The following is a 24,374-nucleotide window of genomic DNA, read 5'->3' as shown; positions in this document are numbered from 1 at the left end:
GGCTTGGATAGACTGCCGCCATGCCCCCGGAATACCGCCTGCGCACTGCCCGCGCCACCGACCTGCCCGGCCTGCTCGCCCTGGAGGCGCGGTTCCCGGGCGACCGGCTGTCGGCCCGGCAGTTCCGCCACCACCTGGGCAACCCGCGGGCCCGGCTGCGGGTGGCCGTTGCCGGCGGGCAGGTGGCGGGATACCACCTGGTCCTGCTGCGCGCCGGCAGTGCCTGGGCCCGGCTGTATTCGATCGCCGTGGACCCCGCCGCGCGTGGCCGCGGCCTGGGCCGGCGCCTGCTGGCCGATGCCGAACGCCAGGCCCGTGTCGCGGGCCGTCGCGGCCTGCGCTTCGAAGTGCGCCAGGACAATGCCGCGGCCGTCGCCCTGTACGAAGCCGCCGGCTACCGGCGCCAGGCGGCGCTGCCGGCCTACTACCAGGACGGCGGCAGCGGCTGGCGCTACGCCCGTGCCTGGGCGGCACCATGACTTTGTGCCTACGGCGGCTTCACCGGACCGCATGCTAGGTTCGGGCGCTTGTGCACCGTCCTCGGCCTGCATGGGCGCGCTGGCCTATACCTTCCTGTAGCAGAAGCTGTTCAAGGGGAAATGAGATGAAACGCCATCTTCCGTTCACCGCCGCCTTCCTGGCCACCGCGCTCGCCGGTTGCGCCGGTGCGCCGGCACGCGACGCCACGGCTCCGGCTGCCGCCGAAACCCCGGCCCAGGCCGCGCCGATCGCGCTGGCCGCGTTGCCGGCGGCGCCGGTCGCCGCGAAGAAGCCATATGAAGTGCGCGCCCCGCACGGCGCCGCGCGCAACGACGAGTACTACTGGCTGCGCGACGACACCCGCAAGAACGAGGAGATGCTGGCCTACCTCACGGCCGAGAACGCCTACACCGACACGGTGCTCAAGCCGCTCGAGGCGCTGGAACAGACCCTGTACGACGAACTCGTCGGCCGCATCAAGCAGGACGACGCCAGCGTGCCCTACCTCGAGGACGGCTACTGGTACTACACGCGTTTCGAGACCGGCAAGGAATACCCGATTTATGCCCGCCGCCAGGGCACGATGGACGCGCCCGAGCAGGTGCTGTTCGACGTGAACGTGATGGCCGAAGGCAAGAACTTCTACCAGATCGGCACCTACGAGATCAGCCCGGACGGCCAGCTGGCCGCCTTCGCCGAGGACGATGTCGGCCGCCGCCAGTACACCGTCCGCATCAGGACCTGCGCACCGGCCAGATCCTGCCCGACGTGATCACCGGCGTGTCCGCCAACCTGATGTGGGGTGACGACAACCGCACGCTTTACTACGTCGAGAACGACCCCAAGACCCTGCTGACCAAGCGGGTGAAGACCCACGTGCTGGGCGCGCCGGTGGCGCAGGACCGCCTGGTCTATGAAGAGAAGGACGACACCTTCTACATGGGCGTCGGCCGCACCCGGTCCGACGACTACCTGTGCATCGGCGTCAGCAGCACCGTGTCTTCGGAACTGCGCTGCACCGATGCGGACAAGCCGGGCGAGTTCAAGGTGCTGGCGCCGCGCCAGCGCGACTTCGAATACGAGGCCGACCATCTCAACGGCCGCTGGGTGATCAACACCAACTGGAATGCGCAGAACTTCCGCATCATGACCTTCGCCGACGGCCAGCCCTGGGGCGACCGCAACCGCTGGCAGGAACTGGTGCCGCATTCGGCCGACGTGCTGATCTCGGGCGTGACCCTGTTCGACGGTTTCATGGCCATCAGCGAACGTTCCGGCGGCCTGCAGCGCGTGCGCGTGCGCCACGACGACGGCCGGCAGGAGTTCGTGAAGGCCGACGAGAGCGCCTATTCGATGGGCGTGTCGGTGAACGCCGAGCCGGACACCGACTGGCTGCGCTACACCTACACCTCGCTGACCACTCCGGCCAGCACCTACGAGGTGAACGTGCGCACCGGCGAGCGCAAGCTGCTGAAGGAACAGCCGGTGCTGGGCGGCTTCGACAAGGCCAACTACGTCACCGAGCGTCTGTGGGCCACCGCCCGCGACGGCACGAAGGTGCCGGTGTCGGTGCTGTACCGCAAAGGGTTCGAGAAGAACGGCCAGGCGGCGCTGTACCAGTATTCCTACGGTTCCTACGGCAGCAGCAGCGACCCGGGTTTCAACGGCAACGTGCTGAGCCTGGTGGATCGCGGCGCGCTCTATGCGGTCGCCCATATCCGCGGCGGCCAGGAGATGGGCCGGTCCTGGTACGAAGACGGCAAGCTGCTCAAGAAGACCAACACCTTCACCGACTTCATCGACGTCACCGATTTCCTGGTGAAGGAAGGCTGGGCCGCACCGGACCGCGTGGCCGCGATGGGCGGCAGCGCCGGTGGACTGCTGATGGGCGCCGTCGCCAACCTGGCGCCGGAAAAATACACGGCCATCGTCGCCCACGTGCCCTTCGTGGACGTGGTGACGACCATGCTGGACGAGTCCATCCCGCTGACCACCAACGAATTCGACGAGTGGGGCAATCCCAAGGACAAGGTCTATTACGACTACATGCTGTCGTATTCGCCCTACGACCAGGTCGCCGCCAAGGCCTATCCGTCCATGCTGGTGACCACCGGCCTGTGGGATTCGCAGGTGCAGTACTTCGAGCCCGCCAAGTGGGTGGCCCGCCTGCGCGCGAAGAAGACCGACGCCAACCCGCTGCTGTTCCGCATCAACATGGAAGCCGGGCACGGCGGCAAGTCCGGCCGCTTCCAGCGCTACCGCGAGCGCGCCGAGGAATACGCCTTCGTGATCGAGCGCCTGGGCCTGCCCGCCGCGCCCTGACCGGACGTGGGGAATGACGCAAGGGCCGGAGCATCGCTCCGGCCCTTTTCATTTCACCAGCCCGCCTGGTCCAGCAGCGCCTCGGTCGCCGCATCGGCGGGTTTGGCCACCAGCCCGCCGCGCGGGCTGATGAAGACCTCGTAACGCGCGCCGTCCAGCATCGGCAGGTAGGCGGCGCTGCCCCAGTGGGCGTCGGCGATCGGCAGGTCGGCCAGCCACTGTTGGCGGAAATCCCAGAAATCCCAGGGCCGGCGCAGGTCGTGCACGCTGCGTTGTGCCGCCAGCTCCTGCTTCGGGTCGCCATAACGGCCCGACAGGCGTTCGAACCGGTACACCGGCGGCACGCCACCCAGCTGCGCGGGCAGGGTCCAGCGGATCACGCGTGCGTCGAGCTGCCATTCATCGCCCAGCAGCACGTAGTCGGTGCCGACGCCGCCGGTGGGCACCAGCGTGGCGCGATACCGCTGCGGCGCTTGCTCGACCAGGGACAGTGTGGCCACCGGCACGTCGTCCAGCAGCCAGGCGTAGGTGCGCAGCAGCCAGCCGAGCCCCGTCAGGCCCAGGGCCATCAGCAACAGCAGCAGCGCGAAGCCGCGCCGCAGCGCGCCCGGCCCCTGGCCGCGGCGGCCGGCAGGGCGTCGGCCCCAGGCCAGCATGGCCAGCAGCGCCAGCACGGCAGCGCTTATCCAGATCCAGACCGACAACGTCATGCCGCCTCCGTCCGCGAAGAACCTGCTCCGGACTATACTCGCCGCATGAAAACAGCCCGTTACGCCCTGCTGCTGATGAGCCTGGTCCTGGTCGCCGCCTGCGGCACCAAGGGGCCGCTGGTGCTGCCCGACAAGGCCGGTCCGGCCGGGTCGAACGAAGAATCATCCGAGCCGTCCAGCGAGCCGGTGGATGCTGTTGAGCCGCAGACGCCGCCAGAGCCCGCCACCGCGCCATGAGCGCCGACCGCCCCCTGCGTTTTCCAAGATGCACGGCGCAGGCAACGATTTTGTCGTGATCGATCTGCGCGGAAGCCAACCGGCGCCCACGCCGGCGCTGGCGCGTGCATTGGGTGACCGCCACACCGGTGTCGGCTTCGACCAGCTGCTGACCATCGAGGACCCGGTCGGCCCCGGCAGCGTCGCCCGCTACCGTATCTGGAACACCGACGGCAGCGCCGCGCAGCAGTGCGGCAACGGCGCCCGCTGCGTGGCGGCCTGGCTGCGGCGCGACGGCGCGGCGACCGGGCCGCGGTTCCGGCTCGACAGTCCGGCAGGCCCGATCGACGTGGACGTGTTGCCGGAAGGCCATTACGCCTTGGGCATGGGCCGGCCCGAGTTCCGCCCCGAACGCATCCCGTTGCAGGCCGCCGCCGAGGCGGCGGTTTACGAACTGCCGCTGGCGACCGGAGCAGTACGTTTCGGCGCCGTCTCGATGGGCAACCCGCATGCGTTGATCGAAGTCGCGTCGGCCGCGGACGCACCGATAGCCACGCTCGGCCCCGCGCTGCAGGCCCGGCCCGAATTCCCCGAAGGCGTGAACGTCGGTTTCGCCCAGGTGCTGGCGCCCGACCGCATCCGCCTGCGCGTGCATGAACGTGGCGCCGGCGAAACCCTGGCCTGCGGCAGCGGCGCCTGCGCGGCGGTGGCGGTGCTGGTGCGCCAGGGCCGCGTCGGCCGGCGCGTGGCGGTCGAGCTGCCGGGCGGCACGCTGGACATCACCTGGCCGGCGGACGACGCCGGCATCACCATGGCCGGACCGGCCGCCTTCGTGTTCGAAGGCGAGCTGGGCCAGCCATAATGCCGGGCATCCCGGAACGCCGTCGCAGCAGGAGCCGCACATGATCGAAGAGAAGAACGAACGCCTGAGCGCCCACGAAGTGGCGACCTTCCTGCGCCGCAACCCGAAGTTCCTGGCCAGTTCCCGGACCTGGCGCTGTCGCTGGTGGTGCCCAAGGAGGAAGGGCAGGCCTCGTCGCTGGCCAGCTACCAGCTGGACGTGCTGCGCGACAAGAACCGCGAACTGACCCGGCGCCTGAACGAGCTGTTCGCCAACGCCCAGGAAAACGAGCGCCTGACCGTGCGCACGCACCAGCTGGGCCTGGCGCTGATGCGCGCCGGCTCCGCCGCCGACACCGTGCGCACCATGGTCGCGGTGCTGGGCGAGGACTTCCAGGGCGAGGTCGTCCGTGTCGTGCTGTTCCATCCGGTGGAAGGCCTGGACGCCGACTGGCTGCAGGTGATCCCCGAGAAGGACCCGTCGCTGGCGCCGTTCCGCGATTTCATGGCCGGCAATGAACCGCTGTGCGGCCGCCTCAACCAGGACAAGCTGGCCCTGCTGTACGGCGACCGCCAGGAGCGCGCGTCCTCGTCGGTGCTGCTGCCGTTGGCCGGTGTCGGCATGCTCAGCGTGGGCAGCTCGGACCCGAACCGGTTCTTCCCGGGCATGGGCACGCTGTTCCTGCGGCTGATGGCCGAGTCACTGGTCACCGCCCTGGGGCGATACCCGCGCGGATGAACGCGGACGCGCCGCTGCAGTGCGAACTGGCCGGGTTCCTCGGCTACCTCGGCATCGAGCGCCGGCTGTCGCCGAACACGCTCGACGCCTATCGGCGCGACCTCACCGATCTCGCCACCTGGATGTCGGACCAGGGTTTCGACGACTGGCGCCGCCTGCGCCAGGAAGCCCTGCGTGGTTATGTCGCCGGCGCGCACCGGCGCGGGTTGTCGGGCAAGAGCCTGCAGCGGCGGCTGTCGGCGGTGCGCAGCTTCTACCGCTGGCTCAACCGCAGCCAGACCTCGGAACTGGACCCGGCCAGCGGCCTGCGCGCGCCGAAATCGCCGCGCAAACTGCCGCAGGTGCTCGACGCCGACGAGATGACGCGCCTGGTCGAAGTGCCCGCCGACACGCCGATGGGCCTGCGCGACCGCGCCATGCTGGAGCTGTTCTATTCGTCCGGATTGCGCCTGTCGGAACTGTGCGCGCTGCGCTGGCGCGAACTGGCGCTGGCCGACGGCCTGGTGACGGTGACCGGCAAGGGCCGCAAGACCCGCGTGGTTCCGGTCGGCAGCCATGCGCGCGATGCGCTGCAGGCCTGGCGCGAACAATCGAAACCCGCGGCCGACGCGCCGGTGTTCCCGGGACGCGCCGGTGGGCCGATCAGCCCGCGCACGGTGCAGGTGCGGCTGCGCCAGCTGGCGATGCAGCAGGGACTGTTCAAGCGCGTGCATCCGCACCTGCTGCGGCACAGCTTCGCCAGCCACGTACTGGAATCGAGCGGCGACCTGCGCGGCGTGCAGGAACTGCTGGGCCACGCCGACATCGCCACCACCCAGATCTACACCCACCTGGACTTCCAGCACCTGGCCAAGGTCTACGACGCCGCGCATCCGCGCGCGAAGCGAAAACCCTGATTCAGCGGGATTTGCCGGCGGCTTCCAGCGCCGCGGTGTAGGCGGCCCAGCGGCCTTCGTATTCGCGCCCGAGTTCGTGCAGCAGCGACCAGCTGAAGATGCCGGTGTCGTGGCCGTCGTCGAAGCGCAGCAGCACGCCGTAGTTGCCCATCGGTTCGATCGCGCGCACGTTGACGTCGCGTTTGCCGGCCACCAGCACTTTCTGGCCGGGGCCATGGCCCTGCACTTCGGCGCTGGGCGATTCCACCCGCAGGTATTCGCAGGGCAGGCGGAAACGGCTGCCGTCGTCGAAGGCGACTTCCAGCGCGTGCGAGGCCTGGTGCAGGATCAGGTCGGTGGGGCGGGGCGGGTTCGACATGCCGCCATTCTAGGGCGCGCGCAGCTGCTCGCGCAGCGCCTCGAAGCGGGCGATGCGCGCCAGCGAGCGCCGCCCACGCCACCAGACGAACACCGCCGCGGCCAGCATGATCGGGGCGTTGATGGCGACCATCAGCCAGAAGCCCGCCCGCAGCGCGTCGCTGGCATCGAACCAGACCACCAGGGACAGCGCCAGCCACATCGCCATGGCGGTCCAGAGGCTGATCCGCCAATACGTGATGCCCGAACGCGTGCGCCGGATCTCCAGGTCCACCAGGTCGGCGACGCTGCGCCCATCGTCGCGCAGCTGGCGGCGGCGCAACCACAACACGCCGATCTGGTACACGACCAGCGCCACGCCCAGCCCCAGGAAAACGGTGCGGTCCATCGTGCTCGTGCCCGGCTGGAGCACGATCCACACACAAAGCGCGACCATCAGCACAGTCATCACCGCCTCGGAGGCGACCAGCCAACGCAGGCGTCGGCCGCGACGGCGGATCTCGCGGCCGATCGCGTCGACATCGATCGTCGGCACCGCCTGGCCGCGCCACGTATCGCCCAGGGCCTTCCAGTCCAGGTTCGGATCCATCAGCCCTCTCCTTGCAGCCACTGCTGCAGCTGCCGGCGCGCGCGGCTCAGGCGTTGCGCCACGGTGTTGTCCTCCAGGCCCAGGGCCTGGCCGATCTCGTTCTGCGAGAACCCTTCCAGCGCCAGCACCACCACCTGGCGCTGGCCCAGCGGCAGCCGGCGCACGGCGGCGACCAGGTCTTCGCGGCGCTGCTCGGCTTCGGCGTGGCGCAGCGGACTGGCTTCGGGGTCGGGGTGGTGCTCGTCGAGTTCGTCGCCCTGGGCGCGCTTTTCGCGGGCCAGGTGGTCGATGGCGCGGTTGTGCGCCACGCGGGCCGCGAAGGTGCGCAGCGAGGCGTCGCCGCGCCAGGACGGCAGGGCGCGCCACACCGCCATCGTGATTTCCTGCAGCAGGTCGTCGCGGCGCGCGTGTTCGGACTCGTAGCTGCCGGCGATGCGCGCCAGCATCGACCCGTGCTCGCGCAGCACGGTCTCGATGTCGACCAATGCCGTGGTCACGGCCGGCTCAGGCGCCGGCCGCGCAGGGGCGCGCGGCGTTGGCAGGCGGGCGAGGGCGGCGGCGGGCATGCGGGTTTCCATAGGGGCACGGTCCGGTAGACCGGGCCCGGGCGGAAAACCTGACAGCCATCGCCGGGATCAAAGGATGTAACGGCTCAGGTCCGGGTCCTTCACGGCATCGCCGAGCTGGGCGTCCACCATGGCCCGGTCCACCATCAGCGACAGCCCGCCCTTGTCCGGGGCCTCGAAGCTGAGTTTCTCGAGCAGCTTTTCCAGCACCGTGTGCAGGCGGCGGGCGCCGATGTTTTCCTGGCGTTCGTTGATCTGGAAAGCGATCTCGGCCAGGCGGTCGACGGCGTCCGGGTCGAAGCCGATGTTCACGCCTTCGGTCGCCAGCAGCGCCATGTACTGCCGGGTCAGCGCGTTTTTCGGTTCGGTCAGGATGCGCTTGAAGTCGTCGCGGCTGAGCGCGGTCAGCTCCACACGGATCGGGAAACGGCCCTGCAGCTCCGGGATCAGGTCCGAGGGCTTGGACAGGTGGAAGGCGCCCGAGGCGATGAACAGGATGTGGTCGGTGCGCACCACGCCGTACTTGGTGCTGACGGTCGAACCTTCGACCAGCGGCAGCAGGTCGCGCTGCACGCCTTCGCGGCTGACGCCACCGCCGCCGATCTCGTCCTGGCGCTTGGCCACCTTGTCGATCTCGTCGATGAAGACGATGCCGTTCTGTTCGCAGGCGGTGATGGCCTGGGTGCGGATATCCTCCTCGTTCACCAGCTTGGCGGCCTCTTCCTCGACCAGCATCGGTCGCGCCGCCTGGATGGTCACGTTGCGCTTCTGCGCCCTGCCGCCGCCCAGGTTCTGGAACATCTGGCGCAGCTGCTGGCCCATTTCCTCCATGCCCGGCGGGGTCATGATGTCCATGCCGCCGGTGGGCGGGCTGAGTTCGAGTTCGATCTCGCGGTCGTCCAGCTCGCCGCTGCGCAGCTGCTTGCGGAGTTTGCTGCGCGTGTCGCTTTCGCCGTCGGGCGCGACCTCGACCATGAAACCCGGGCCACGGCGCTTGGGCAGCAGCGCGTCGAGGATGCGGTCCTCGGCGCGTTCTTCCGCCTGCGTGCGCACGCGCACCTTGGCCTGTTCGCGGAACATCTTCACCGCACCGTCGGCGAGGTCGCGGATGATCTGCTCGACGTCCTTGCCGACGTAGCCGACCTCGGTGAATCGTGTGGCTTCCACCTTCACGAACGGCGCGTTCGCCAGCGCCGCCAGCCGGCGCGCGATCTCGGTCTTGCCGACGCCGGTGGGGCCGATCATCAGGATGTTCTTGGGCATCACCTCGTCGCGCAGCGCCGGGTCGAGCTGCATGCGCCGCCAGCGGTTGCGCAGGGCGATGGCGACGGCGCGTTTGGCCGCGGCCTGGCCGACGATGTAACGGTCGAGCTCGCCGACGATCTCGCGCGGGGTCAGCTGGCTCATCACAGTTCCTCGATCACGAGATTGCGGTTGGTGTAGATGCAGATGTCGCCGGCGACGTTGAGCGAGGCTTCGGCGATGGCGCGGGCATCCAGGTCGGTGTGCTGCAGCAGGGCGCGTGCCGCGGCCAGGGCGTAGGGGCCGCCGGAGCCGATCGCGACCAGGCCGTCCTCGGGTTCGATCACGTCGCCGTTGCCGGAGATGATCAGAGAGCTGTCCTTGTCGGCCACCGCCAGCAGCGCCTCGAGCTTGCCCAGGCGGCGGTCGGTGCGCCATTCCTTGGCCATCTCGACCGCGGCGTGCAGCAGTTTGCCGCCGTGTTTGTCGAGCTTGGCCTCGAACACCTCGAACAGGGTGAACGCATCGGCCGCCGCGCCGGCGAAACCCGCCAGCACCTTGCCGCCGGCCAGGCGCCGGACCTTGCGGGCATTGGCCTTCATCACGGTGTGGCCCAGGTGACCTGGCCGTCGCCGGCGACCACGACGCGGTCGCCGCGGCGCACGGACAGGATGGTGGTGGCGTGGAAAACGGTGGGGTCCATGCGGTCTTCCTTGGGGGAACTCCCGGGATGGGGCCGGGCCCGCAAGCTTACAAGCGGGCCGAAGGCCAGGGGCGTGAAATTCCGGCACGTTGCGCGTCCAGCGCGCCCGGTCCTGTCCGGTCAGATCAGCTCCAACAGGCGTTCGGCCGGACGCCCGATCACCGCACGGTCCGCGGTCTCCAGCACCGGCCGCTCGATCAGGCGCGGGTGCGCCGCCAGCAGGGTGGCCCAGGCCGCGGCCGAACGCTTGTCATCGGGTGACAGGCCCAGGTCGCGGGCCTCGTCTTCCTTGAACCGCACCAGCTCGCGCGGGTCACCGCCCAGCTTCCTGAACAGGCCCTTGAGCCGGGCCGCGGTCGGCGGCTGGCCCAGGGTAATCGACGATCTCAGGCTGCAGGCCATGCCCGACCAGCAGGGCCAGGCCTTCGCGGGACTTGCTGCAGCGCGGGTTATGCCAATAACGCAACATTGCTCGTCACCTGGTTTCGGGGACGGATGATCTTAACGTTTCAGACGTCAAGATCATCCGACCCCGCATCTATAATGCCGGCATGGACGAGAAGACCCCCGACGGCACCACCCATTTTGGCTTCCGCGACGTGCCGGTGGCCGAGAAGAAGAAGCTGGTCGGCCAGGTCTTCAGTTCGGTCGCGCGCCAGTACGACCTGATGAACGACCTGATGTCGCTGGGCATCCACCGCGTGTGGAAGCGTTATTTCGTCGGCACCTCGGGCGTGAAGCGCGGCGACCGCGTGCTCGACCTGGCCGGCGGCACCGGCGACATCGCCGCGCTGTTGCACGAGCGCGTGGGCGACTCCGGCAGCGTGGTGCTGGGCGACATCAATGCCGCCATGCTCGGCGTCGGCCGCGACCGCCTGACCGACCGCGGCCTGGTGCGCGGACTGGAATACGTGCAGCTCAACGCCGAGGCATTGCCGTTCCCCGACGCCAGCTTCGACCTGGTCACGATCGCCTTCGGCCTGCGCAACGTCACCGAGAAGGCCAATGCGCTGAAGGAAATGCATCGTGTTCTCAAGGTCGGCGGCCGCGCCCTGGTGCTGGAGTTCTCGCAGGTGCAGCCCGAGTGGTTCCGCCCGGTTTACGACTTCCATTCCTTCAAGGTGCTGCCGCGCCTGGGCCAGCTGTTCGCCAACGATGCCGGCAGTTACCAGTACCTGGCCGAGTCCATCCGCAAGCACCCGCCGCAGGACGAGCTCAAGGCCATGATGTCGGCGGCCGGTTTCGAACGCACCGACTACCGCAACCTCAGCGCCGGCATCGTCGCCATCCATTCCGGCTACAAACTCTGACCGGGGGTTGTTTGTGCCGGGATCGTTCGAGGCGATAGGCCGCCGTACGTGAGGTCTTTTTCCGGGGACGCCGTGAACCCATCCATGGGGGCTCTTCGAAAACGTCCATGTTTTCGAAGCCCCGGAAAAGACCTCACGCACGACGGCCTGCGAACCATCCGGGCCGGGCTATCGAGTTCGTGAGAGCTCGCCACCTGCGGCATCCCTGCTCTTCGTGACCGGAGGGCACGGGTGGGGTTTCAACGGCTCGCGGAGATGAGTCGTGGCGACGGCACGCATCGGTAGTGACCCCTGAAGTGGAGGCAGGATGCCGTAACGGCCGCCATCCGCTGGGCAGGACGCCGCTGCGAATGGCGGGCAGGGGTCACTACCGATGCGGGGCGGCGCACGCCGGATCAACCGACCACGAGCCCTTGATCCACTTGCGAAGCAAGCCCGGCCCACCGCCAACCCCGACCTTGGTGGCACGGACGCCCCCGCCCCGCCCGCGCTAGAATCGCGCGGTCCACCCGCCCGGAACCGCCCATGCACCGCCTTGCCCTCCTGCTCGTCCTGCTGACCGCCACCCTGCCGGCCCTGGCCCAGGACCGGCGCACCGACGAACACTCCTACGCCCAGCCCGACAAGGTCCGGATCGCCGACCTGGGCCTGGACCTGCAGGTGGACTTCGACAAACGCCAGCTGGCCGGCACCGCCACCTACACCTTGGCCTGGGCCGACGAAGACCAGCGCGACCTCGTGCTCGACACCCGCGACCTCAGCATCACCGCCGTCGAAGCCCGCAACGGCAAGCGCAAGTGGCGCGCCGTGGACTTCACCCTGGCCGAACGCGATGCCCGATTCGGCAGTAAGCTCACCATCACCCTGTCGCGCCAGTACGAACAGGTGCGCGTCACCTACGCCACCTCGCCCGAAGCCTCCGGCCTGCAGTGGCTGGCGCCGTCCATGACCGCCGGCGGCAAGACGCCCTTCATGTTCAGCCAGTCCCAGGCCATCCACGCCCGCAGCTGGGTGCCGCTGCAGGACACGCCGTCGGTGCGCTACACCTACACCGCGCGCGTGCGCACGCCGGCCGACGTGATGGCGCTGATGAGCGCCGACAACGACCCGGCCGCGCCGCGCGACGGCGACTACACGTTCAGGATGCCGCAGCCGATCTCGTCCTACCTGATGGCGATCGCCGCCGGCGACCTGGTGTTCAAGCCGATCTCCGCCCGCGCCGGCGTCTGGGCCGAGCCGGCCACCGTGGACAAGGCGGTGAAGGAGTTCGAAGACACCGAGAAGATGATCGAGGTCACCGAATCGCTGTACGGCCCCTACCGCTGGGAACGTTACGACCTGCTGATCCTGCCGCCCTCGTTCCCGTTCGGCGGCATGGAAAACCCGCGCATCAGCTTCATCACGCCCACCGTGATCGCCGGCGACAAGTCGCTGGTGTCGCTGATCGCGCACGAACTGGCGCATTCCTGGTCCGGCAACCTGGTCACCAATGCCAGCTGGAAGGACATGTGGCTCAACGAGGGCTTCACCAGCTACGTCGAGAACCGCATCGTCGAGGCGCTGTACGGCAAGGAGCGCGCCGACATGGAGTTCGTCAACAGCCGCAACGGGCTGAAGGCGGACCTGGCCGACATTCCTGCCGAGCAGCAGGTGCTGATGCTGCCGGCACGCACGGGTTCCGATCCGGAAGACGCACTGGGTTCGATCGCCTACGACAAGGGCGCGTGGTTCCTGCAGTTCCTAACAACGCTATGGCCGCGACCTGTTCGACCCCTTCCTGCGCAGCTGGTTCGACAGCCACGCCTTCCAGAGCGTGAGCACCGAACAGTTCGTCGCCTTCCTGCGCAGCGAGCTGATGGCCAAACACCCCGGCCTGGTCACCGATGCCGAACTGACGGCCTGGCTGTCGGAGCCCGGCATCCCGGCCTTCGCGCCGCAGACGGCCTCGCCGCGTTTCGACGCGGTGGACGCCACCCGCGAAGCCTGGCTCAAGCGTCGCACCGCCGCGCGTGAACTCAAGGTCGGCGCCTGGACCACGCAGGAGTGGGTGTATTTCCTCGAAGGCCTGCCGGCCTCGCTCGATCCCGAGCGCCTGGTCGAACTGGACCAGGCCTTCCGCTTCACCGGCACCGCCAACGGCGAGATCGCCCAGCGCTGGTATCCGCTGACCGTGCGCAGCGAATATTTCGAGGCGCGCCCGGCGATGTCGCTGTTCCTGCGCAAGATCGGCCGCCGCAAGCTGATCATGCCGACCTACGAGGCCCTGGTGCAGACCGCCGACGGCCTGGCCTTCGCCAGCCAGATCTACCGGATGGCCAAACCCGGCTACCACCCCATCACCAGCGCTTCGGTGGAAACGGTGCTGGAAAAAGCCCGCAACGCGCCGGCACCGTGACCGGATGAAAGCCCGGCGCGCGGCCCGGCCGCGCAAGATCGTGCTCGCCGCCTCGCTCGGGCTCGTCCTGGGCGCGGTCGGCTTTGCCGCGACGGCGCCCGAGCGTGTGCTGGAAGCCGAATTTGCCCGCCAGCGCTGGCTGGCCGGCGCCGAGGTGCGCGAGGTGCAGGTCGCCGGCCACCGCTGGTCGGTGCTGGAAGCGGGTGATCCGGACAAGCCGCTGCTGGTGCTGGTGCACGGTTTCGTCGGCAGCAAGGAAAACTGGCTGCCGGTGATGCGCGAACTCGGCAAGTCCTACCGTCTGGTCGCGCCCGACCTGCCGGGCTGGGGCGACAGCGAACGCCAGCCCGGCGCCGACTACGGCCCGGTTGCGCAGATGCGGCGGCTGGCCGAGTTCCTGGGCACGTTGCCGGGCAAGCCGGCGCTGCTGGTCGGCCACTCGATGGGCGGGCAGATCGTCGGCCTGCTGGCGGCGCGGCAGCCGCAGCTCGTCGAGCGCATCGCGCTGATGTCGTCGGCCGGCGTCACCTTCGAAGAGAACGCCTTCGCCAACGCCGTGCTTGCCGGTGAAAATCCCTACCAGGTGACCACGCGCGGCGAGCTCAAGCGTTTCCTCGGCATCGTCTTCACCGACCCGCCGTTCGTGCCGTGGCCGGCGAACGAAGCCCCGGCGCGCCGGCGCCGCGCCGACGCCGCCTTCGAGCAGCAGGTGCTGGACCAGATCGGCCGTGGGCCCGACGCCCTGGTTCTGGAGACCGAACTGGCCCGCATCCAGGCGCCGACCCTGCTGCTGTGGTGCCGGGACGACAAGGTGATCGACGTCAGTGCCGCCGAAACTTTCCGCCGCGGCCTTCGCGACAGCACCACGGTGATCCTGTCGGGCTGCGGGCACATGCCGTTGATGGCGCAGCCGCGCCAGGTGTCGGAAGCGCTCTCGCAGTTCCTCGGATCCGTCCGCTCCGGCGGCTAGTCGGGTTCCGGGCCGGGCCACCCACGGCGCCAGAACCGCCAGGCGCCACACAGTGATGCGGATTTGGCTCTGTTCCGGGGTCGGGACCGGGCCTAAGCTGCGCCATCCTCCCGCCCGCCGGCGCGCCGGCTCCCGCCCATGTTCAAGGCCCTAGGCACCCGCGAGATCCTGATCACGACCCTGGCCGCGGCCGGCGTGCTGATGATCACCATGGGCGCGCGCCAGTCCATGGGCCTGTTCATCGGACCGATGGACGACAGCACCGGCCTGGGCATCGCCGCGATCAGCCTGGCCCTGGCCATCGGCCAGTTCAGCTGGGGCGCGGTGCAGCCGATCGCCGGTGCCGCGGCCGACCGCTACGGTCCACGCGTGGTGCTGATCGCCGGCGTGCTGCTGCTGGCGCTGGGCAGTGCGGTAACGCCGTTCATGGGCAGCGGCTTCGGGCTGATCGTGTCGCTGGGCCTGCTGTCGGCGATCGGTTCCGGTGCCGGCAGCTTCTCGGTGCTGATCGGCGCCGCGGCGCAGCGGCTGCCGCCGGAAGCGCGTGGTGCGGCTTCGGGCGTGATCAATGCCGGCGGCTCGTTCGGACAGTTCGTGTTCGCGCCGATCCTGCAGAAGCTCATCCAGGCCTTCGGCTGGATGGGGGCGATGTGGTCGCTGGCGCTGATGACCCTCGCGGCGCTGCCGATGATCGGCCGCCTGACACGCAGCGCGCCGATCCCGATGCCCAAACAGGCCGGCGACACCGGCGTGGTGAATGCGATGTCCGGCGCCCTGCGCGACCGCAGCTACCTGCTGTTGCACCTGGGCTTTTTCACCTGCGGTTTCCATATCGCCTTCCTGGTCACGCACCTGCCGGGCGAGGTGGAGCTGTGCGGCCTGCCGCCGTCGGTGGCCAGCTGGTCGCTGGCGATCATCGGCCTGGCCAACATCGTCGGCAGCCTGTTCGCGGGCGCGTGGGTGTCGAAATACCGCAGCAAGTACGTGCTGGCGTGGATGTACGCTTCGCGCGCGCTGCTGATCGCGCTCTACCTGATGGCGCCGCGCACGGACCTGACCTTCTACCTGTTCGCCGCCGGCCTGGGGTTCACCTGGCTGGCGACGGTGCCGCCGACCGCGGCCATCGTCGGCAAACTCTTCGGCGTGCGTTACCTGGCCACGCTGTTCGGACTGACGCTGTTCTCGCACCAGATCGGCGGTTTCCTGGGCGCCTACCTGGGCGGCCTCGCCTTCACGCGTTTCGGCGACTACACCTGGATGTGGTACGCCGACATCGCGCTGGCGCTGATGGCGGCGATCGTCAACCTGCCGATCCGCGAGGCGCGCATCGTGCACGCCGAGCCGCAGCCGGCCTGAACCGGCGTACCATCGCGCTTTCTTCCCGCACGAGTCGCCCATGTCCCTTTCCCTGCACACTGCTTCCGTTCCCGTGTTCACCCAGCTGCTCGGCGGTCTCGCCGACGTGCTGGCCAAGGCCGCGGCCCACGCCGCCGAACGCAAGATCGAACCCGACGCGCTGCTGCAGTCGCGCCTGTTCCCGGACATGTTCCCGCTGCAACGCCAGGTGCAGATCGCCTGCGATTTCGCCAAGGGCGTCAGCGCCCGCCTCGCCGGTGCCGACGTGCCGGCCTGGGAGGACAACGAAAAGAATTTCGACGACCTGCAGGCGCGCATCGCCCGCACCGTGGAGTTCATCGGCAGCCTCGACGCCGCGGCGTTCGAAGGGGCCGGCACCCGCGAGATCTTGCTGCGCCCCGGCACGCCCAAGGAACGCCGGCTCGAGGGCCAGGCCTACCTGCTGAACTACGGCCTGCCTCAGTTCTTCTTCCACGTCACCACCAGCTATGCCTTGCTGCGCCACGGCGGCGTGGAGATCGGCAAGAAGGATTTCATGGGCAAGTACTGAGCCCGGTGATTTCCGGCTGAAAAGAAAAGGCCGCGCAGTGCGCGGCCTTTTCCGTTGTCGCACGGGTGACGCTCAGTTCGCGGCGGCTTCCGCCCGCGACGCGTCGCGCGCCGCCTTGAAGGCATTGCCCTCGACGTAGTTCGGCCAGGCCTCGTTGCCGGCCAGTTCGCGGCCCACGCCGTACAGCGCGGTCAGGTCCTGCATCACGCCACGCAGGTCCCATTCCGGGTCGTACTCGTCCGCGGCCTTGTGGTAGCGCACCGAGGTGTAGTCGGCCTGCACCTGGCGGCCGAAGTCGGCGCCCTTCTCGACGTGGTCGATGCCGCCCTTGGCGTAAAGCGCCGGCACGCCGAACTTGGCGAAGCTGAAGTGGTCGGAGCGGAAGAAATAACCCTTCTCGACGCCGTCCTCTTCCACCAGCACGCGGCCCTGTGCTTCGGCGATCGGCTTGAGCACGTCGTCGAGTTCGCTGTTGCCCAGCCCGATCACCACGAAGTCCTTGGTCGGACCCACGACGCTCATCGCGTCCAGGTTCACCACCGCGACGGTGTCCTTGAGCGGGATCACCGGATTGGCGGCGTAGTACTTCGAACCCAGCAGGCCCGACTCCTCCAGCGTCACCAGCAGGAACACCACCGAACGCGCCGGCTTCGGGTCCTGCACGGTGAAGGCCTCGGCGATCTCCAGCACGCCGGCGACGCCGGTCGCATTGTCGATGGCGCCGTTGTAGATGTGGTCCTCGCCTTCGGTGGCGGCGGCATCCGCGGCCTTGTCGCCGCCATGGGTGGCGCTGTGGTCACCCAGGTGGTCCCAGTGCGCGGTATAGACGATGGCCTCGTCCGGGCGTTCGCTGCCGGGCAGCCTGGCCAGGATGTTGCGCGAGCTCGATTCCTTGATCGTGCTGTTGAGCGTGGCGCTGAAGCTGGCATCGCCCAGGTCCACGGCGGTGAAGCCGGGCTTGTTGGCGGCGGCGCGCAGCGCGTCGAGGTCCAGGCCGGCATCGGCGAACAGCTTGCTGGCCACCTCGCCGGTGATCCAGCCCTGCATCGGCAGGCGCGGTTCCGGGTCGGCACTGGCGGGCAGGTCGTACTGCGCGCCGGACCAGCTGTTCTTCACCACGTCCCAGCCGTAACCGGCACCGGCATCGTCGTGGATGATCAGCGCGGCGGCGGCGCCCTGGCGCGCGGCCTCTTCGTACTTGTAGGTCCAGCGGCCGTAGTAGGTCATCTTCTTGCCGCTGAAGAGCTGCTCGTCACCGGCGTGGAAACCCGGGTCGTTGACCAGGATGACGACGGTCTTGCCCTTCACGTCCAGGTCGGCGTAGTCGTTCCAGTTGGCTTCCGGCGCATTCACGCCGTAACCGACGAACACCATCTCGCTGGCATCCACCTTCACTTCCGGCTGCGCGGTGCGCGTGCCCAGGGCCATCTGGGTGCCGAAGGCCAGCGGCTGGGCCGCGCCATTGAGCGTGATGGTGGCGCTGGAGGTGCTTTCATCGGCCGTGGTCTCGACCATCGGCACGTCCTGGAACCAGCTTTCGCCATTGCCCGGCTGCAGGCCGAGGCGCTGGAACTGGGCCACCAGGTAGTCGGCGGTCTTCTGTTCCCCGTCGGTGCCCGGGGCGCGGCCGCCGAATTCGTCGGAGGCCAGCACTTTCACATGCGCGGCGAAGTCTTCGGCGGAGATTTCGGGCCCGAAGCCGTGTTCGGAAGCGGCGGGGGCCTGGGCGACCGGGTCGGCGGACGCCGACGGTTCCGGTGCAGGGCTGCAGGCCGCCAGGGCCAGCGTGGCGGCGGCAAATAGCAGGGTGTGCTTCATTCCTGGGGTTCCTCGGAGGCGGGGAACCCCGATTCTAGCCACTTCGCAGGGGCCGACGCCCGACCCGCATCGAACCAGGTTCATTTTCTTTCTGCCTGAGACAGCGTCTCAGGCAGAAAGAAAATGAACCTGGTTCGGCTTGTTCAGTCAGTCTTCGCGCGGCGGCAGGTCGTCGGTGAAGGCCTGGGCCGTGGCGCCGGTTACCGCGCCGATCTTCGCGGTCGGGTGCACGAACAGCTCGACCTCGCGTTCGAACACCAGCGGCCCGCCGACCACGCTGTTGGCGCCGATCACGATGCGCGGCTTGCGGTTGCGGTCGTTGCTCCACCAGCCGCTCTGCGGCTTCTCGACCAGGATGCCGCCGCGCACGGCGGCGCCGCGGGCCAGGGTGATGTCGCCGTTGGTGGTGGTGATGCCGCCGCCGACCTCGGCGCCGATCAGGCTGATCGCGCCGTTGACAGTCTCGGCGTCGCCGCCGACACGGGCCTTTTCATCCAGCTTGATGCCACCGTTGACGGTCTCGACGTCGTCTTCGACCTGGGCGCGTTCGTCCAGCTTGATGCCACCGTTGACGGTCTCGACCGAGCGGGCCGTGGCCTCGGTGCCCAGGCTGATGCCGCCGTTCACGGCCTCGGCGCTGCCGACCCGGGCCTTGTCGTCGATGGTGATGCCGCCGTTGACGGTTTCCGCGCTGCGCACCGTGGCGCCTTCGCGGATGGTGATGCCGCCGTTGACCGACTCCAGCGAGCCGTACTCCTGGCCGGCCTCGGCGGTGATGCCGCCGAACACCTTGTCGATGTTCTGCTGGGCCAGCGCCGGACCGGCGGCCAGGACCAGGGACAGGGAAATCAGGGACGTCAGCTTGCGGATACGCATGGGGTGGCTCCTGTGGAATTCCCCGCTGGGATGCGGGAGCCGCGCGAAGGGTTTAAGCGCGGGCAGGACCAGTCTCCCCGCCGGGGCTACAATTCCCCGTGCCATTCGTCCCGGAGTCCGCCTTGTCCGCCGCCCAGCCCCGCCCCAAACCCCTGCTGCTGCTGATCCTCGACGGGTGGGGCCACCGCGAGGACCCCACGGACAACGCCCTGGCCCAGGCCCGGTTGCCGAACTGGCGCCGCCTGCTGGCCGACTGCCCGCACACACTGGTGCACACCGAAGGCCGCCACGTCGGCCTGCCGGACGGCCAGATGGGCAATTCCGAAGTCGGGCACATGAACATCGGCGCCGGCCGCATCGTTTACCAGGACCTGACCCGCGTGGACGCCGCGATCGAGGACGGCAGCTTCTACGCCAATGCCGAACTGGTCGCCGCCTGCCAGGCCGCGAAGTCCGCCGGCGGCACCCTGCACCTGTTCGGCCTGCTGTCGCCGGGTGGCGTGCACAGCCACGAAGACCACCTGTTCGCGATGATCGAACTGGCCCGCCGCGAAGGCGTGGCCGACATCGCCGTGCACGCCTTCCTCGACGGCCGCGACACGCCGCCGCGTTCGGCCGAACCGAGCCTGGAGAAACTGGCCGCGATCTGCGCCGAAGGCAGCGACGCCCGCATCGCCACCGTCAGCGGCCGCTACTGGGCCATGGACCGCGACCAGCGCTGGGACCGCGTCGAACGCGCCTATCGCGCGATGGCCGAAGCCGATGCCGACGACACCGCCTCGGACGCGATCACCGCCCTGCACGCCGCCTACGGCCGCGACGAAAACGACGAGTTCGTGCAACCCACCGTCATCACCGGCCACCGGCCGATGCGCGACGGCGACGCCGTGGTGTTCATGAACTTCCGCGCCGACCGCGCGCGCCAGCTGGCCTCGGTGTTCGTCTCGCCCGGTTTCAGCGACTTCGCCAAACCGCGCCCGATCGCGCTCTCGCGATTTGTCTGCCTGACCGAATACGACGCCAAACTGCCAGCACCGGTCGCCTTCGCGCCAGAAGACCTGCGCAACACCCTGGGCGACGTGCTCGCCGCCCACGACCTGAGCCAGCTGCGCATCGCCGAGACCGAAAAATACGCCCACGTCACCTTCTTCATGTCCGGCGGCCGCGAAGCGCTGGTCGACGGTGAGGAACGCGCGCTGATCCCGTCGCCCAAGGTCGCCACCTACGACCTGCAGCCGGAGATGAACCTGCCGCTGCTCACCGCCCGGCTCACCGACGACATCCGCGCGCGCAAACACGACGTGATCATCTGCAACGTCGCCAACCCCGACATGGTCGGCCACAGCGGCATCCTGGCCGCCGCGGTGAAGGCCGCCGAAGCGGTGGACGACGCACTGGGCGCGATCCGCATCGCGCTGGAAAGCGTCGGCGGCGAGATGATCGTCACCGCCGACCACGGCAACCTCGAGATGATGCGCGACCCGGACACCGGCCAGGCGCACACCTCGCACACCGTCGGCCCGGTGCCCTTCGTCTATTTCGGCCGCCGGGCACAGCTGCGAACAGGCGGTGCCCTGCGCGACATCGCGCCGACGATGCTGGCGCTGCTGGGCCTGCCGCAGCCGCCGGAAATGACCGGCCGCCCGCTGGTGACCCTGGCTTGATCCGCACGACCGCGCTGCTGATCGCGCTGGCATTGGCCGCGCCCGCCGCCTTCGCCCAGGGCGCACCGGAACGCGCGCAGAAGGAAGCCGCCGCCCAGCAGCGCCTGGACACCCTGCGCAGCCAGATCAAGGCGATCGCGAAAGAACAGCGCGACCTGGAAGCCGAACGCGGCGACGCCGCCAAGGCCCTGCGCGCCGCCGACGGCCAGGTGAACGAAGCCGTGCGCGCCCTGCGCCGCACCGAAGCCGGCATCGCCACTGGGAAATCGAGCTGCAGCAGCTCGAGGGAAAAAGACCACGCTCGAAGCCGGCCTGTCCGAACAGCGCGAGGCGCTGGCCGCGCTGGTGCGTTCGGCCTACGCGCTCGGCCGCCACGAACAGCTGAAACTGCTGCTGGCCCAGGACCGCATGAGCGACCTGGCCCGCGTGCTGGCCTACCACCGCTATTTCCAGGCCGACCGCCAGCAGCGCATCACCGGCCTGCTGGCCGAACTGCGCGAACTGGCCGCCGTTGCCCAGCAGATCACCGACCAGCGCCAGATCCTGGAAGCCGCGCGCCTGCAGCAGCAGACCGAACTGGACGCGCTGGAGGCCCAACGCGGCGAACGCGCCGGCGTACTGGCCACGGTCGAGTCGCAGTTCAAGGACCGCGCTGCCCGCCTGGCCGCCCTCGGCCGCGACGAGAAGGCCGTGCTCAAGCTGCTCGAACAACTGCGCGACGCCGTCGCCGACATCCCGCGCCAGGTGGACGACAACCGGCCGTTCGCCAGCCGCCGCGGCCAACTGGGCCGTCCCCTGGCTGGTACCGCCCTGGCGGCCTTCGGCGGCCGCCTGCCCGACGGCCGCCCCAGCGACGGCCTGCTGATCGCCGGCACCGCCGGCGCCGAGGTGCGCGCGGTGGCGCCGGGCCGGGTGGCCTATTCGGACTGGCTCAAGGGTTACGGCCTGCTGACCATCATTGATCACGGCGACGGCTGGATGAGCCTGTACGCCTTCAACGACGCCCTGCTCAAGGACGTCGGCGACTGGGTGCGCAGCGGCGAACCGCTGGCCACGGTCGGCAGCTCCGGCGGCCAGGGCCGCCCGGCGCTGTATTTCGAACTGCGCCGCAACGGCCAGCCGCAGGACCCCAAACCCTGGCTGCGGCCCTGATTTCACGCGCCGCCCGGGTGGCGGACGGGCATAATCGGCGCATGCGCCTCTTCCCGATCCTGCTGTTGTCCACCCTGGCCCCGCTGGCCGTCGCCCAGTCCGAACTGGATGTCGACGAGCTCGCCGAAGCCGATGCGCCTGTGCTGGCCGAACCCGCGCCGCGCACCGTGCCGCTGGAAGAAATCCAGCGCTACGTCGCCGTCTATCGCGCCATCAAGGACGCCTACGTCGAACCGCTCGACGACCAGGAACTGATGCGGGCCGCACTGCGCGGCCTGCTGGCCGACCTCGACCCGCACAGCGCCTACCTCGAGCAGGAAGAAGCCGAGGACCTGCAGGAACAGACCGAGGGTGCGTATTCCGGCGTCGGTGTCGAAATCGAACAACGCGCCGACGGCAGCATCCTGGTCGTGTCGCCGATCGACGGCACGCCGGCCCAGCGCGCCGGCCTGCGCGCCGGCGACCTGATCATCGCCATTGATGGCCAGCCACTGGCCCGAACCGGCGCCGACGCCGCCAGCCGCGACCTGCGCGGCGAGGCCGGCACGCCGGTCACCGTCACCCTGGTGCGTGCCGGCGAAACCGTGCCGCGCGAACTGGTGATGACCCGCGAGATCATCCGCGTCACCAGCGTCAGCAGCCGCCTGCTCGAACCCGGCTACGGCTACCTGCGCATCAGCACCTTCCAGACCGAGACCGGGCCGGAAGTGATCCGCCACCTGCGCCAACTGTCGAAAGGCGAGGGCGGGCCGCTGCAGGGCCTGGTGCTGGACCTGCGCAGCAATCCCGGCGGCCTGTTGAACGCCGCGGTCGAAGCCGCAGACGCGCTGCTGGAGGAAGGCCTGATCGTCAGCACCCGCGGCCGCCTGCCGTACTCCAACGCGCGCTACCACGCCAAGCCGGGCGACCTGCTGATCGGCGCGCCGGTGATCGTGCTGGTGGACGCCGGCACCGCCAGCGCTGCCGAAGTGCTGGCCGGCGCGCTGGGCGACCACGACCGCGCCACCGTGATGGGCAGCCGCACCTTCGGCAAGGGTTCGGTGCAGACCGTGGTGCCGCTGGAGAACGGCGACTCGGTCAAGCTCACCACCGCGCGTTATTACACGCCCAGCGGCAAGTCCATCCAGGCGCGTGGCATCCGCCCCGACGTGGAGGTGCGCGGCGAAGCCAGCCGCGGCCTGCGCGAACAGGACCTGCCGGGCCACCTGCGTGGCGACGAAGAAGTGGGCGATGGTTATGCCCGCGGCGAAGTGATCCAGGGCGACGCGGTGATCGCCCAGGCGCTGGCGCGGCTCAAGTCCACGCAGCGTACGGTATCCGCGAAATCCGCCGACGGCGGCTGATCGGCGGATTCCGGGGCGATCAGTCTTCCGGCGGCGCGCCGGTGTCGCTGTCCGACGTTTCGGGCGTGGCCGGCCCGTAGTTCTCGGGCGGCGCGTAATGCCGGGAAGTGTCCGGCCCCGCCGGCGGCACATAGATGGCCATGCCAGCCGCGTACTTCTGCTGGGTTGGGATGCCCATGGACAGGCCGGCACCGCCGTTGCTGCCGTAGGACGCGGCACCCACCGACATGTCCACCGGCGAACCGCCAGTGCCCATGCCCATCAGGATCACGCCATTGGCGCCCAGGGCCGCGGCTTCGCGCTTGAGTCGGGCGATGACCGCATCGGTCTGCCCTGGGTGCCGAAACCGATACCGCTGGTGGATTCGAGCTGTGCGATTTCCACCGAATCCGGCGGCAGGGTACGGTAGATGCGCACCTGCGACGGATCGATCGGCGGACGGGCCTGGCCCGTCATCACGGTGGAAGTGCCCGCGCAGCCGGCCAGTGTCGCGGCCAGTGCCAGGGCGGCGAATAGCGGTTTGTTCATCGTGGTTCTCCCGGACCCGTCCGGATCATCGGCCGTTCTGGCTGAATGCTGGCACAGCCCGGGGCCGGGCGGTGGCAGGGTTCAGACGGCCGGCGTGGCGACCAGCAGCAGGGACAGCGGGCGCGCCGTGTCGGGATGGGCCGGTTCGGCCACCGTGACCTGGGCGAACCCGCCTGCCTCCAGCGCCGCCAGCCACGAGGCCAGGGTGCGGAAATACCAGGGCATCGGCTCCGGGAACACCTGGTCGCCGAAGCCGGCGAAGGTCTCCAGCCGCCAGCCGTCGCGATAGGGCTCGTCGCCGCAGGCGCTCCAGGGTGCACGGTCTGGACCAGCAGCCGGCCGCCCGGTGCCAGCAGGGCGCGCAGGTCCGCCAGCATCGGCACGATGTCCTGGTCGAGCAGGGCGAAATTGCAGACCACCGCATCGAAAGTGCCGATCCGGACCGGTGCGTCGCGCAGTTCTTCGTAGGCCATCACTTCGTAGCGTCCGGGCCCCGCCGCGCGTGCGGCTTCGACCAGCGGCGCGGAGACGTCGATGCCCACGGCCTCCACGCCTTGCGTCATCAGTGCCCGGCACAGCCAGCCTTCGCCGCAGCCGACGTCCAGCACGCGTCGTGGCGCGAGGGCCGTCACGGCCGCCACGATGGCCGAATCCGTCACCAGCCGCCGGCTTTCGATCCGGCCCCCGCGCACCGCCGCCGTCCACGCGGCGGCGTTGGCGGTCCAGCTGTGGATCAGGCGGTCGCGGGGCAT

General features: G+C 69.4%; 20 protein-coding genes and 5 pseudogenes. 14 read left to right on the top strand and 11 right to left on the bottom strand.

Annotation, left to right across the window (positions count from 1 at the left end; all coding sequences use genetic code 11):
* Positions 1-20 precede the first annotated feature (20 nt).
* Complete coding sequence (locus FRZ33_RS02030) at positions 21-479, top strand: GNAT family N-acetyltransferase (protein WP_146907301.1); 459 nt, start codon at positions 21-23, stop codon at positions 477-479.
* Between the two features lie 125 nt (positions 480-604).
* Positions 605-2,802: pseudogene (locus FRZ33_RS02025) on the top strand (S9 family peptidase).
* A 53-nt stretch (positions 2,803-2,855) separates the two neighbouring features.
* On the opposite strand, the gene FRZ33_RS02020 reads toward FRZ33_RS02025, so the two are convergent.
* Positions 2,856-3,512 carry a hypothetical protein gene (locus tag FRZ33_RS02020; protein ID WP_146907299.1) on the bottom strand — a complete coding sequence of 219 codons (657 nt, stop codon included), beginning with the start codon at positions 3,510-3,512 and terminating at the stop codon, positions 2,856-2,858.
* Between the two features lie 45 nt (positions 3,513-3,557).
* Here FRZ33_RS02020 and lptM point away from each other — a divergent pair, with 45 nt between their 5' ends.
* The 4 genes and pseudogenes from lptM to xerC all read left to right on the top strand — a co-directional run bounded on the left by lptM (position 3,558) and on the right by xerC (position 6,203).
* The gene (gene lptM / locus FRZ33_RS02015; RefSeq protein ID WP_146907297.1) at positions 3,558-3,749 is read left to right on the top strand and encodes an LPS translocon maturation chaperone LptM; all 192 of its coding nucleotides are present in this window, start codon (positions 3,558-3,560) and stop codon (positions 3,747-3,749) included.
* A gap of 28 nt (positions 3,750-3,777) precedes the next feature.
* Positions 3,778-4,590 carry a diaminopimelate epimerase gene (gene dapF, locus FRZ33_RS02010; RefSeq protein ID WP_227978019.1) on the top strand — a complete coding sequence of 271 codons (813 nt, stop codon included), beginning with the start codon at positions 3,778-3,780 and terminating at the stop codon, positions 4,588-4,590.
* A gap of 40 nt (positions 4,591-4,630) precedes the next feature.
* Positions 4,631-5,307: pseudogene (locus tag FRZ33_RS02005) on the top strand (DUF484 family protein).
* Positions 5,304-6,203 carry a tyrosine recombinase XerC gene (gene xerC / locus FRZ33_RS02000; protein ID WP_146907293.1) on the top strand — a complete coding sequence of 300 codons (900 nt, stop codon included), beginning with the start codon at positions 5,304-5,306 and terminating at the stop codon, positions 6,201-6,203. Before FRZ33_RS02005 ends, xerC begins: the two are co-directional and overlap by 4 nt.
* Before the next feature lies 1 nt (position 6,204).
* Here xerC and FRZ33_RS01995 read toward each other — a convergent pair whose 3' ends face one another.
* The 6 genes and pseudogenes from FRZ33_RS01995 to FRZ33_RS01970 form a co-directional block, all read right to left on the bottom strand.
* A complete protein-coding gene (locus tag FRZ33_RS01995) occupies positions 6,205-6,561 on the bottom strand; it encodes a gamma-butyrobetaine hydroxylase family protein (protein ID WP_146907291.1) in 357 nt (118 codons plus the stop codon).
* A gap of 9 nt (positions 6,562-6,570) precedes the next feature.
* The gene (locus FRZ33_RS01990) at positions 6,571-7,149 is read right to left on the bottom strand and encodes a hypothetical protein (protein ID WP_146907289.1); all 579 of its coding nucleotides are present in this window, start codon (positions 7,147-7,149) and stop codon (positions 6,571-6,573) included.
* On the bottom strand, positions 7,149-7,715 hold the full coding sequence (locus tag FRZ33_RS01985; protein ID WP_146907287.1) for an RNA polymerase sigma factor: 567 nt from the start codon (positions 7,713-7,715) through the stop codon (positions 7,149-7,151). Before FRZ33_RS01985 ends, FRZ33_RS01990 begins: the two co-directional genes overlap by 1 nt.
* Before the next feature lie 69 nt (positions 7,716-7,784).
* Complete coding sequence (hslU, locus tag FRZ33_RS01980; RefSeq protein WP_146907285.1) at positions 7,785-9,122, bottom strand: ATP-dependent protease ATPase subunit HslU; 1,338 nt, start codon at positions 9,120-9,122, stop codon at positions 7,785-7,787.
* Positions 9,122-9,660: pseudogene (hslV, locus tag FRZ33_RS01975) on the bottom strand (ATP-dependent protease subunit HslV). The gene hslU and the pseudogene hslV overlap by 1 nt, the downstream one beginning before the upstream one ends.
* A gap of 120 nt (positions 9,661-9,780) precedes the next feature.
* Complete coding sequence (locus FRZ33_RS01970; protein ID WP_227978015.1) at positions 9,781-10,062, bottom strand: ArsC/Spx/MgsR family protein; 282 nt, start codon at positions 10,060-10,062, stop codon at positions 9,781-9,783.
* Between the two features lie 149 nt (positions 10,063-10,211).
* Between FRZ33_RS01970 and ubiE the strand changes: the two genes are divergently transcribed.
* The 5 genes and pseudogenes from ubiE (at position 10,212) to FRZ33_RS01945 (ending at position 16,241) form a co-directional block, all read left to right on the top strand.
* Positions 10,212-10,970, top strand: coding sequence for a bifunctional demethylmenaquinone methyltransferase/2-methoxy-6-polyprenyl-1,4-benzoquinol methylase UbiE (gene ubiE, locus FRZ33_RS01965; RefSeq protein WP_146907283.1), 759 nt, complete (start codon positions 10,212-10,214; stop codon positions 10,968-10,970).
* 558 nt (positions 10,971-11,528) lie between these two features.
* Positions 11,529-13,365: pseudogene (locus FRZ33_RS01960) on the top strand (M1 family metallopeptidase); the annotation flags it as partial.
* Between the two features lie 4 nt (positions 13,366-13,369).
* Positions 13,370-14,335 (top strand): alpha/beta fold hydrolase, encoded by a 966-nt coding sequence (locus FRZ33_RS01955; protein ID WP_146907281.1) that lies wholly within the window; start codon positions 13,370-13,372, stop codon positions 14,333-14,335.
* A 138-nt stretch (positions 14,336-14,473) separates the two neighbouring features.
* Entirely contained in the window at positions 14,474-15,691 is a 1,218-nt protein-coding gene (locus FRZ33_RS01950) for an MFS transporter (RefSeq protein WP_146907280.1), read from the top strand.
* Between the two features lie 40 nt (positions 15,692-15,731).
* Entirely contained in the window at positions 15,732-16,241 is a 510-nt protein-coding gene (locus tag FRZ33_RS01945; protein WP_146907278.1) for a DUF1993 domain-containing protein, read from the top strand.
* A gap of 72 nt (positions 16,242-16,313) precedes the next feature.
* Here FRZ33_RS01945 and FRZ33_RS01940 read toward each other — a convergent pair whose 3' ends face one another.
* The gene (locus tag FRZ33_RS01940; RefSeq protein ID WP_146907276.1) at positions 16,314-18,059 is read right to left on the bottom strand and encodes a M28 family metallopeptidase; all 1,746 of its coding nucleotides are present in this window, start codon (positions 18,057-18,059) and stop codon (positions 16,314-16,316) included.
* Between the two features lie 147 nt (positions 18,060-18,206).
* Positions 18,207-18,935, bottom strand: a complete 729-nt coding sequence (locus tag FRZ33_RS01935; RefSeq protein ID WP_146907274.1) for a DUF4097 family beta strand repeat-containing protein — start codon at positions 18,933-18,935, stop codon at positions 18,207-18,209.
* Between the two features lie 122 nt (positions 18,936-19,057).
* Between FRZ33_RS01935 and gpmI the strand changes: the two genes are divergently transcribed.
* The 3 genes from gpmI to FRZ33_RS01920 all read left to right on the top strand — a co-directional run bounded on the left by gpmI (position 19,058) and on the right by FRZ33_RS01920 (position 23,094).
* Entirely contained in the window at positions 19,058-20,599 is a 1,542-nt protein-coding gene (gpmI, locus tag FRZ33_RS01930) for a 2,3-bisphosphoglycerate-independent phosphoglycerate mutase (RefSeq protein ID WP_146907272.1), read from the top strand.
* 345 nt (positions 20,600-20,944) lie between these two features.
* Positions 20,945-21,751 carry a murein hydrolase activator EnvC family protein gene (locus FRZ33_RS01925; RefSeq protein ID WP_146907270.1) on the top strand — a complete coding sequence of 269 codons (807 nt, stop codon included), beginning with the start codon at positions 20,945-20,947 and terminating at the stop codon, positions 21,749-21,751.
* 41 nt (positions 21,752-21,792) lie between these two features.
* Positions 21,793-23,094, top strand: coding sequence for a S41 family peptidase (locus tag FRZ33_RS01920; protein ID WP_146907268.1), 1,302 nt, complete (start codon positions 21,793-21,795; stop codon positions 23,092-23,094).
* A gap of 19 nt (positions 23,095-23,113) precedes the next feature.
* On the opposite strand, the pseudogene FRZ33_RS01915 reads toward FRZ33_RS01920, so the two are convergent.
* Together FRZ33_RS01915 and FRZ33_RS01910 are read right to left on the bottom strand one after the other, a co-directional pair.
* Positions 23,114-23,622: pseudogene (locus tag FRZ33_RS01915) on the bottom strand (hypothetical protein).
* Entirely contained in the window at positions 23,619-24,374 is a 756-nt protein-coding gene (locus FRZ33_RS01910) for a class I SAM-dependent methyltransferase (protein ID WP_227978013.1), read from the bottom strand. The pseudogene FRZ33_RS01915 and the gene FRZ33_RS01910 overlap by 4 nt, the downstream one beginning before the upstream one ends.

This window comes from Arenimonas daejeonensis (assembly GCF_007993735.1).
In the GTDB taxonomy this organism is placed as follows: Bacteria; Pseudomonadota; Gammaproteobacteria; order Xanthomonadales; family Xanthomonadaceae; genus Arenimonas; species Arenimonas daejeonensis.
This window is presented reverse-complemented; position numbering and strand designations above follow the sequence as displayed.

Coding starts and splice junctions, on each gene's coding strand:
- FRZ33_RS02030 (WP_146907301.1), top strand. CDS start 21: ATGCCCCCGGAATACCGCCTGCGCACTGCCCGCGCCACCGACCTGCCC.
- FRZ33_RS02020 (WP_146907299.1), bottom strand. CDS start 3,512: ATGACGTTGTCGGTCTGGATCTGGATAAGCGCTGCCGTGCTGGCGCTG.
- lptM (WP_146907297.1), top strand. CDS start 3,558: ATGAAAACAGCCCGTTACGCCCTGCTGCTGATGAGCCTGGTCCTGGTC.
- dapF (WP_227978019.1), top strand. CDS start 3,778: ATGCACGGCGCAGGCAACGATTTTGTCGTGATCGATCTGCGCGGAAGC.
- xerC (WP_146907293.1), top strand. CDS start 5,304: ATGAACGCGGACGCGCCGCTGCAGTGCGAACTGGCCGGGTTCCTCGGC.
- FRZ33_RS01995 (WP_146907291.1), bottom strand. CDS start 6,561: ATGTCGAACCCGCCCCGCCCCACCGACCTGATCCTGCACCAGGCCTCG.
- FRZ33_RS01990 (WP_146907289.1), bottom strand. CDS start 7,149: ATGGATCCGAACCTGGACTGGAAGGCCCTGGGCGATACGTGGCGCGGC.
- FRZ33_RS01985 (WP_146907287.1), bottom strand. CDS start 7,715: ATGCCCGCCGCCGCCCTCGCCCGCCTGCCAACGCCGCGCGCCCCTGCG.
- hslU (WP_146907285.1), bottom strand. CDS start 9,122: ATGAGCCAGCTGACCCCGCGCGAGATCGTCGGCGAGCTCGACCGTTAC.
- FRZ33_RS01970 (WP_227978015.1), bottom strand. CDS start 10,062: ATGGCCTGCAGCCTGAGATCGTCGATTACCCTGGGCCAGCCGCCGACC.
- ubiE (WP_146907283.1), top strand. CDS start 10,212: ATGGACGAGAAGACCCCCGACGGCACCACCCATTTTGGCTTCCGCGAC.
- FRZ33_RS01955 (WP_146907281.1), top strand. CDS start 13,370: ATGAAAGCCCGGCGCGCGGCCCGGCCGCGCAAGATCGTGCTCGCCGCC.
- FRZ33_RS01950 (WP_146907280.1), top strand. CDS start 14,474: ATGTTCAAGGCCCTAGGCACCCGCGAGATCCTGATCACGACCCTGGCC.
- FRZ33_RS01945 (WP_146907278.1), top strand. CDS start 15,732: ATGTCCCTTTCCCTGCACACTGCTTCCGTTCCCGTGTTCACCCAGCTG.
- FRZ33_RS01940 (WP_146907276.1), bottom strand. CDS start 18,059: ATGAAGCACACCCTGCTATTTGCCGCCGCCACGCTGGCCCTGGCGGCC.
- FRZ33_RS01935 (WP_146907274.1), bottom strand. CDS start 18,935: ATGCGTATCCGCAAGCTGACGTCCCTGATTTCCCTGTCCCTGGTCCTG.
- FRZ33_RS01920 (WP_146907268.1), top strand. CDS start 21,793: ATGCGCCTCTTCCCGATCCTGCTGTTGTCCACCCTGGCCCCGCTGGCC.
- FRZ33_RS01910 (WP_227978013.1), bottom strand. CDS start 24,374: ATGCCCCGCGACCGCCTGATCCACAGCTGGACCGCCAACGCCGCCGCG.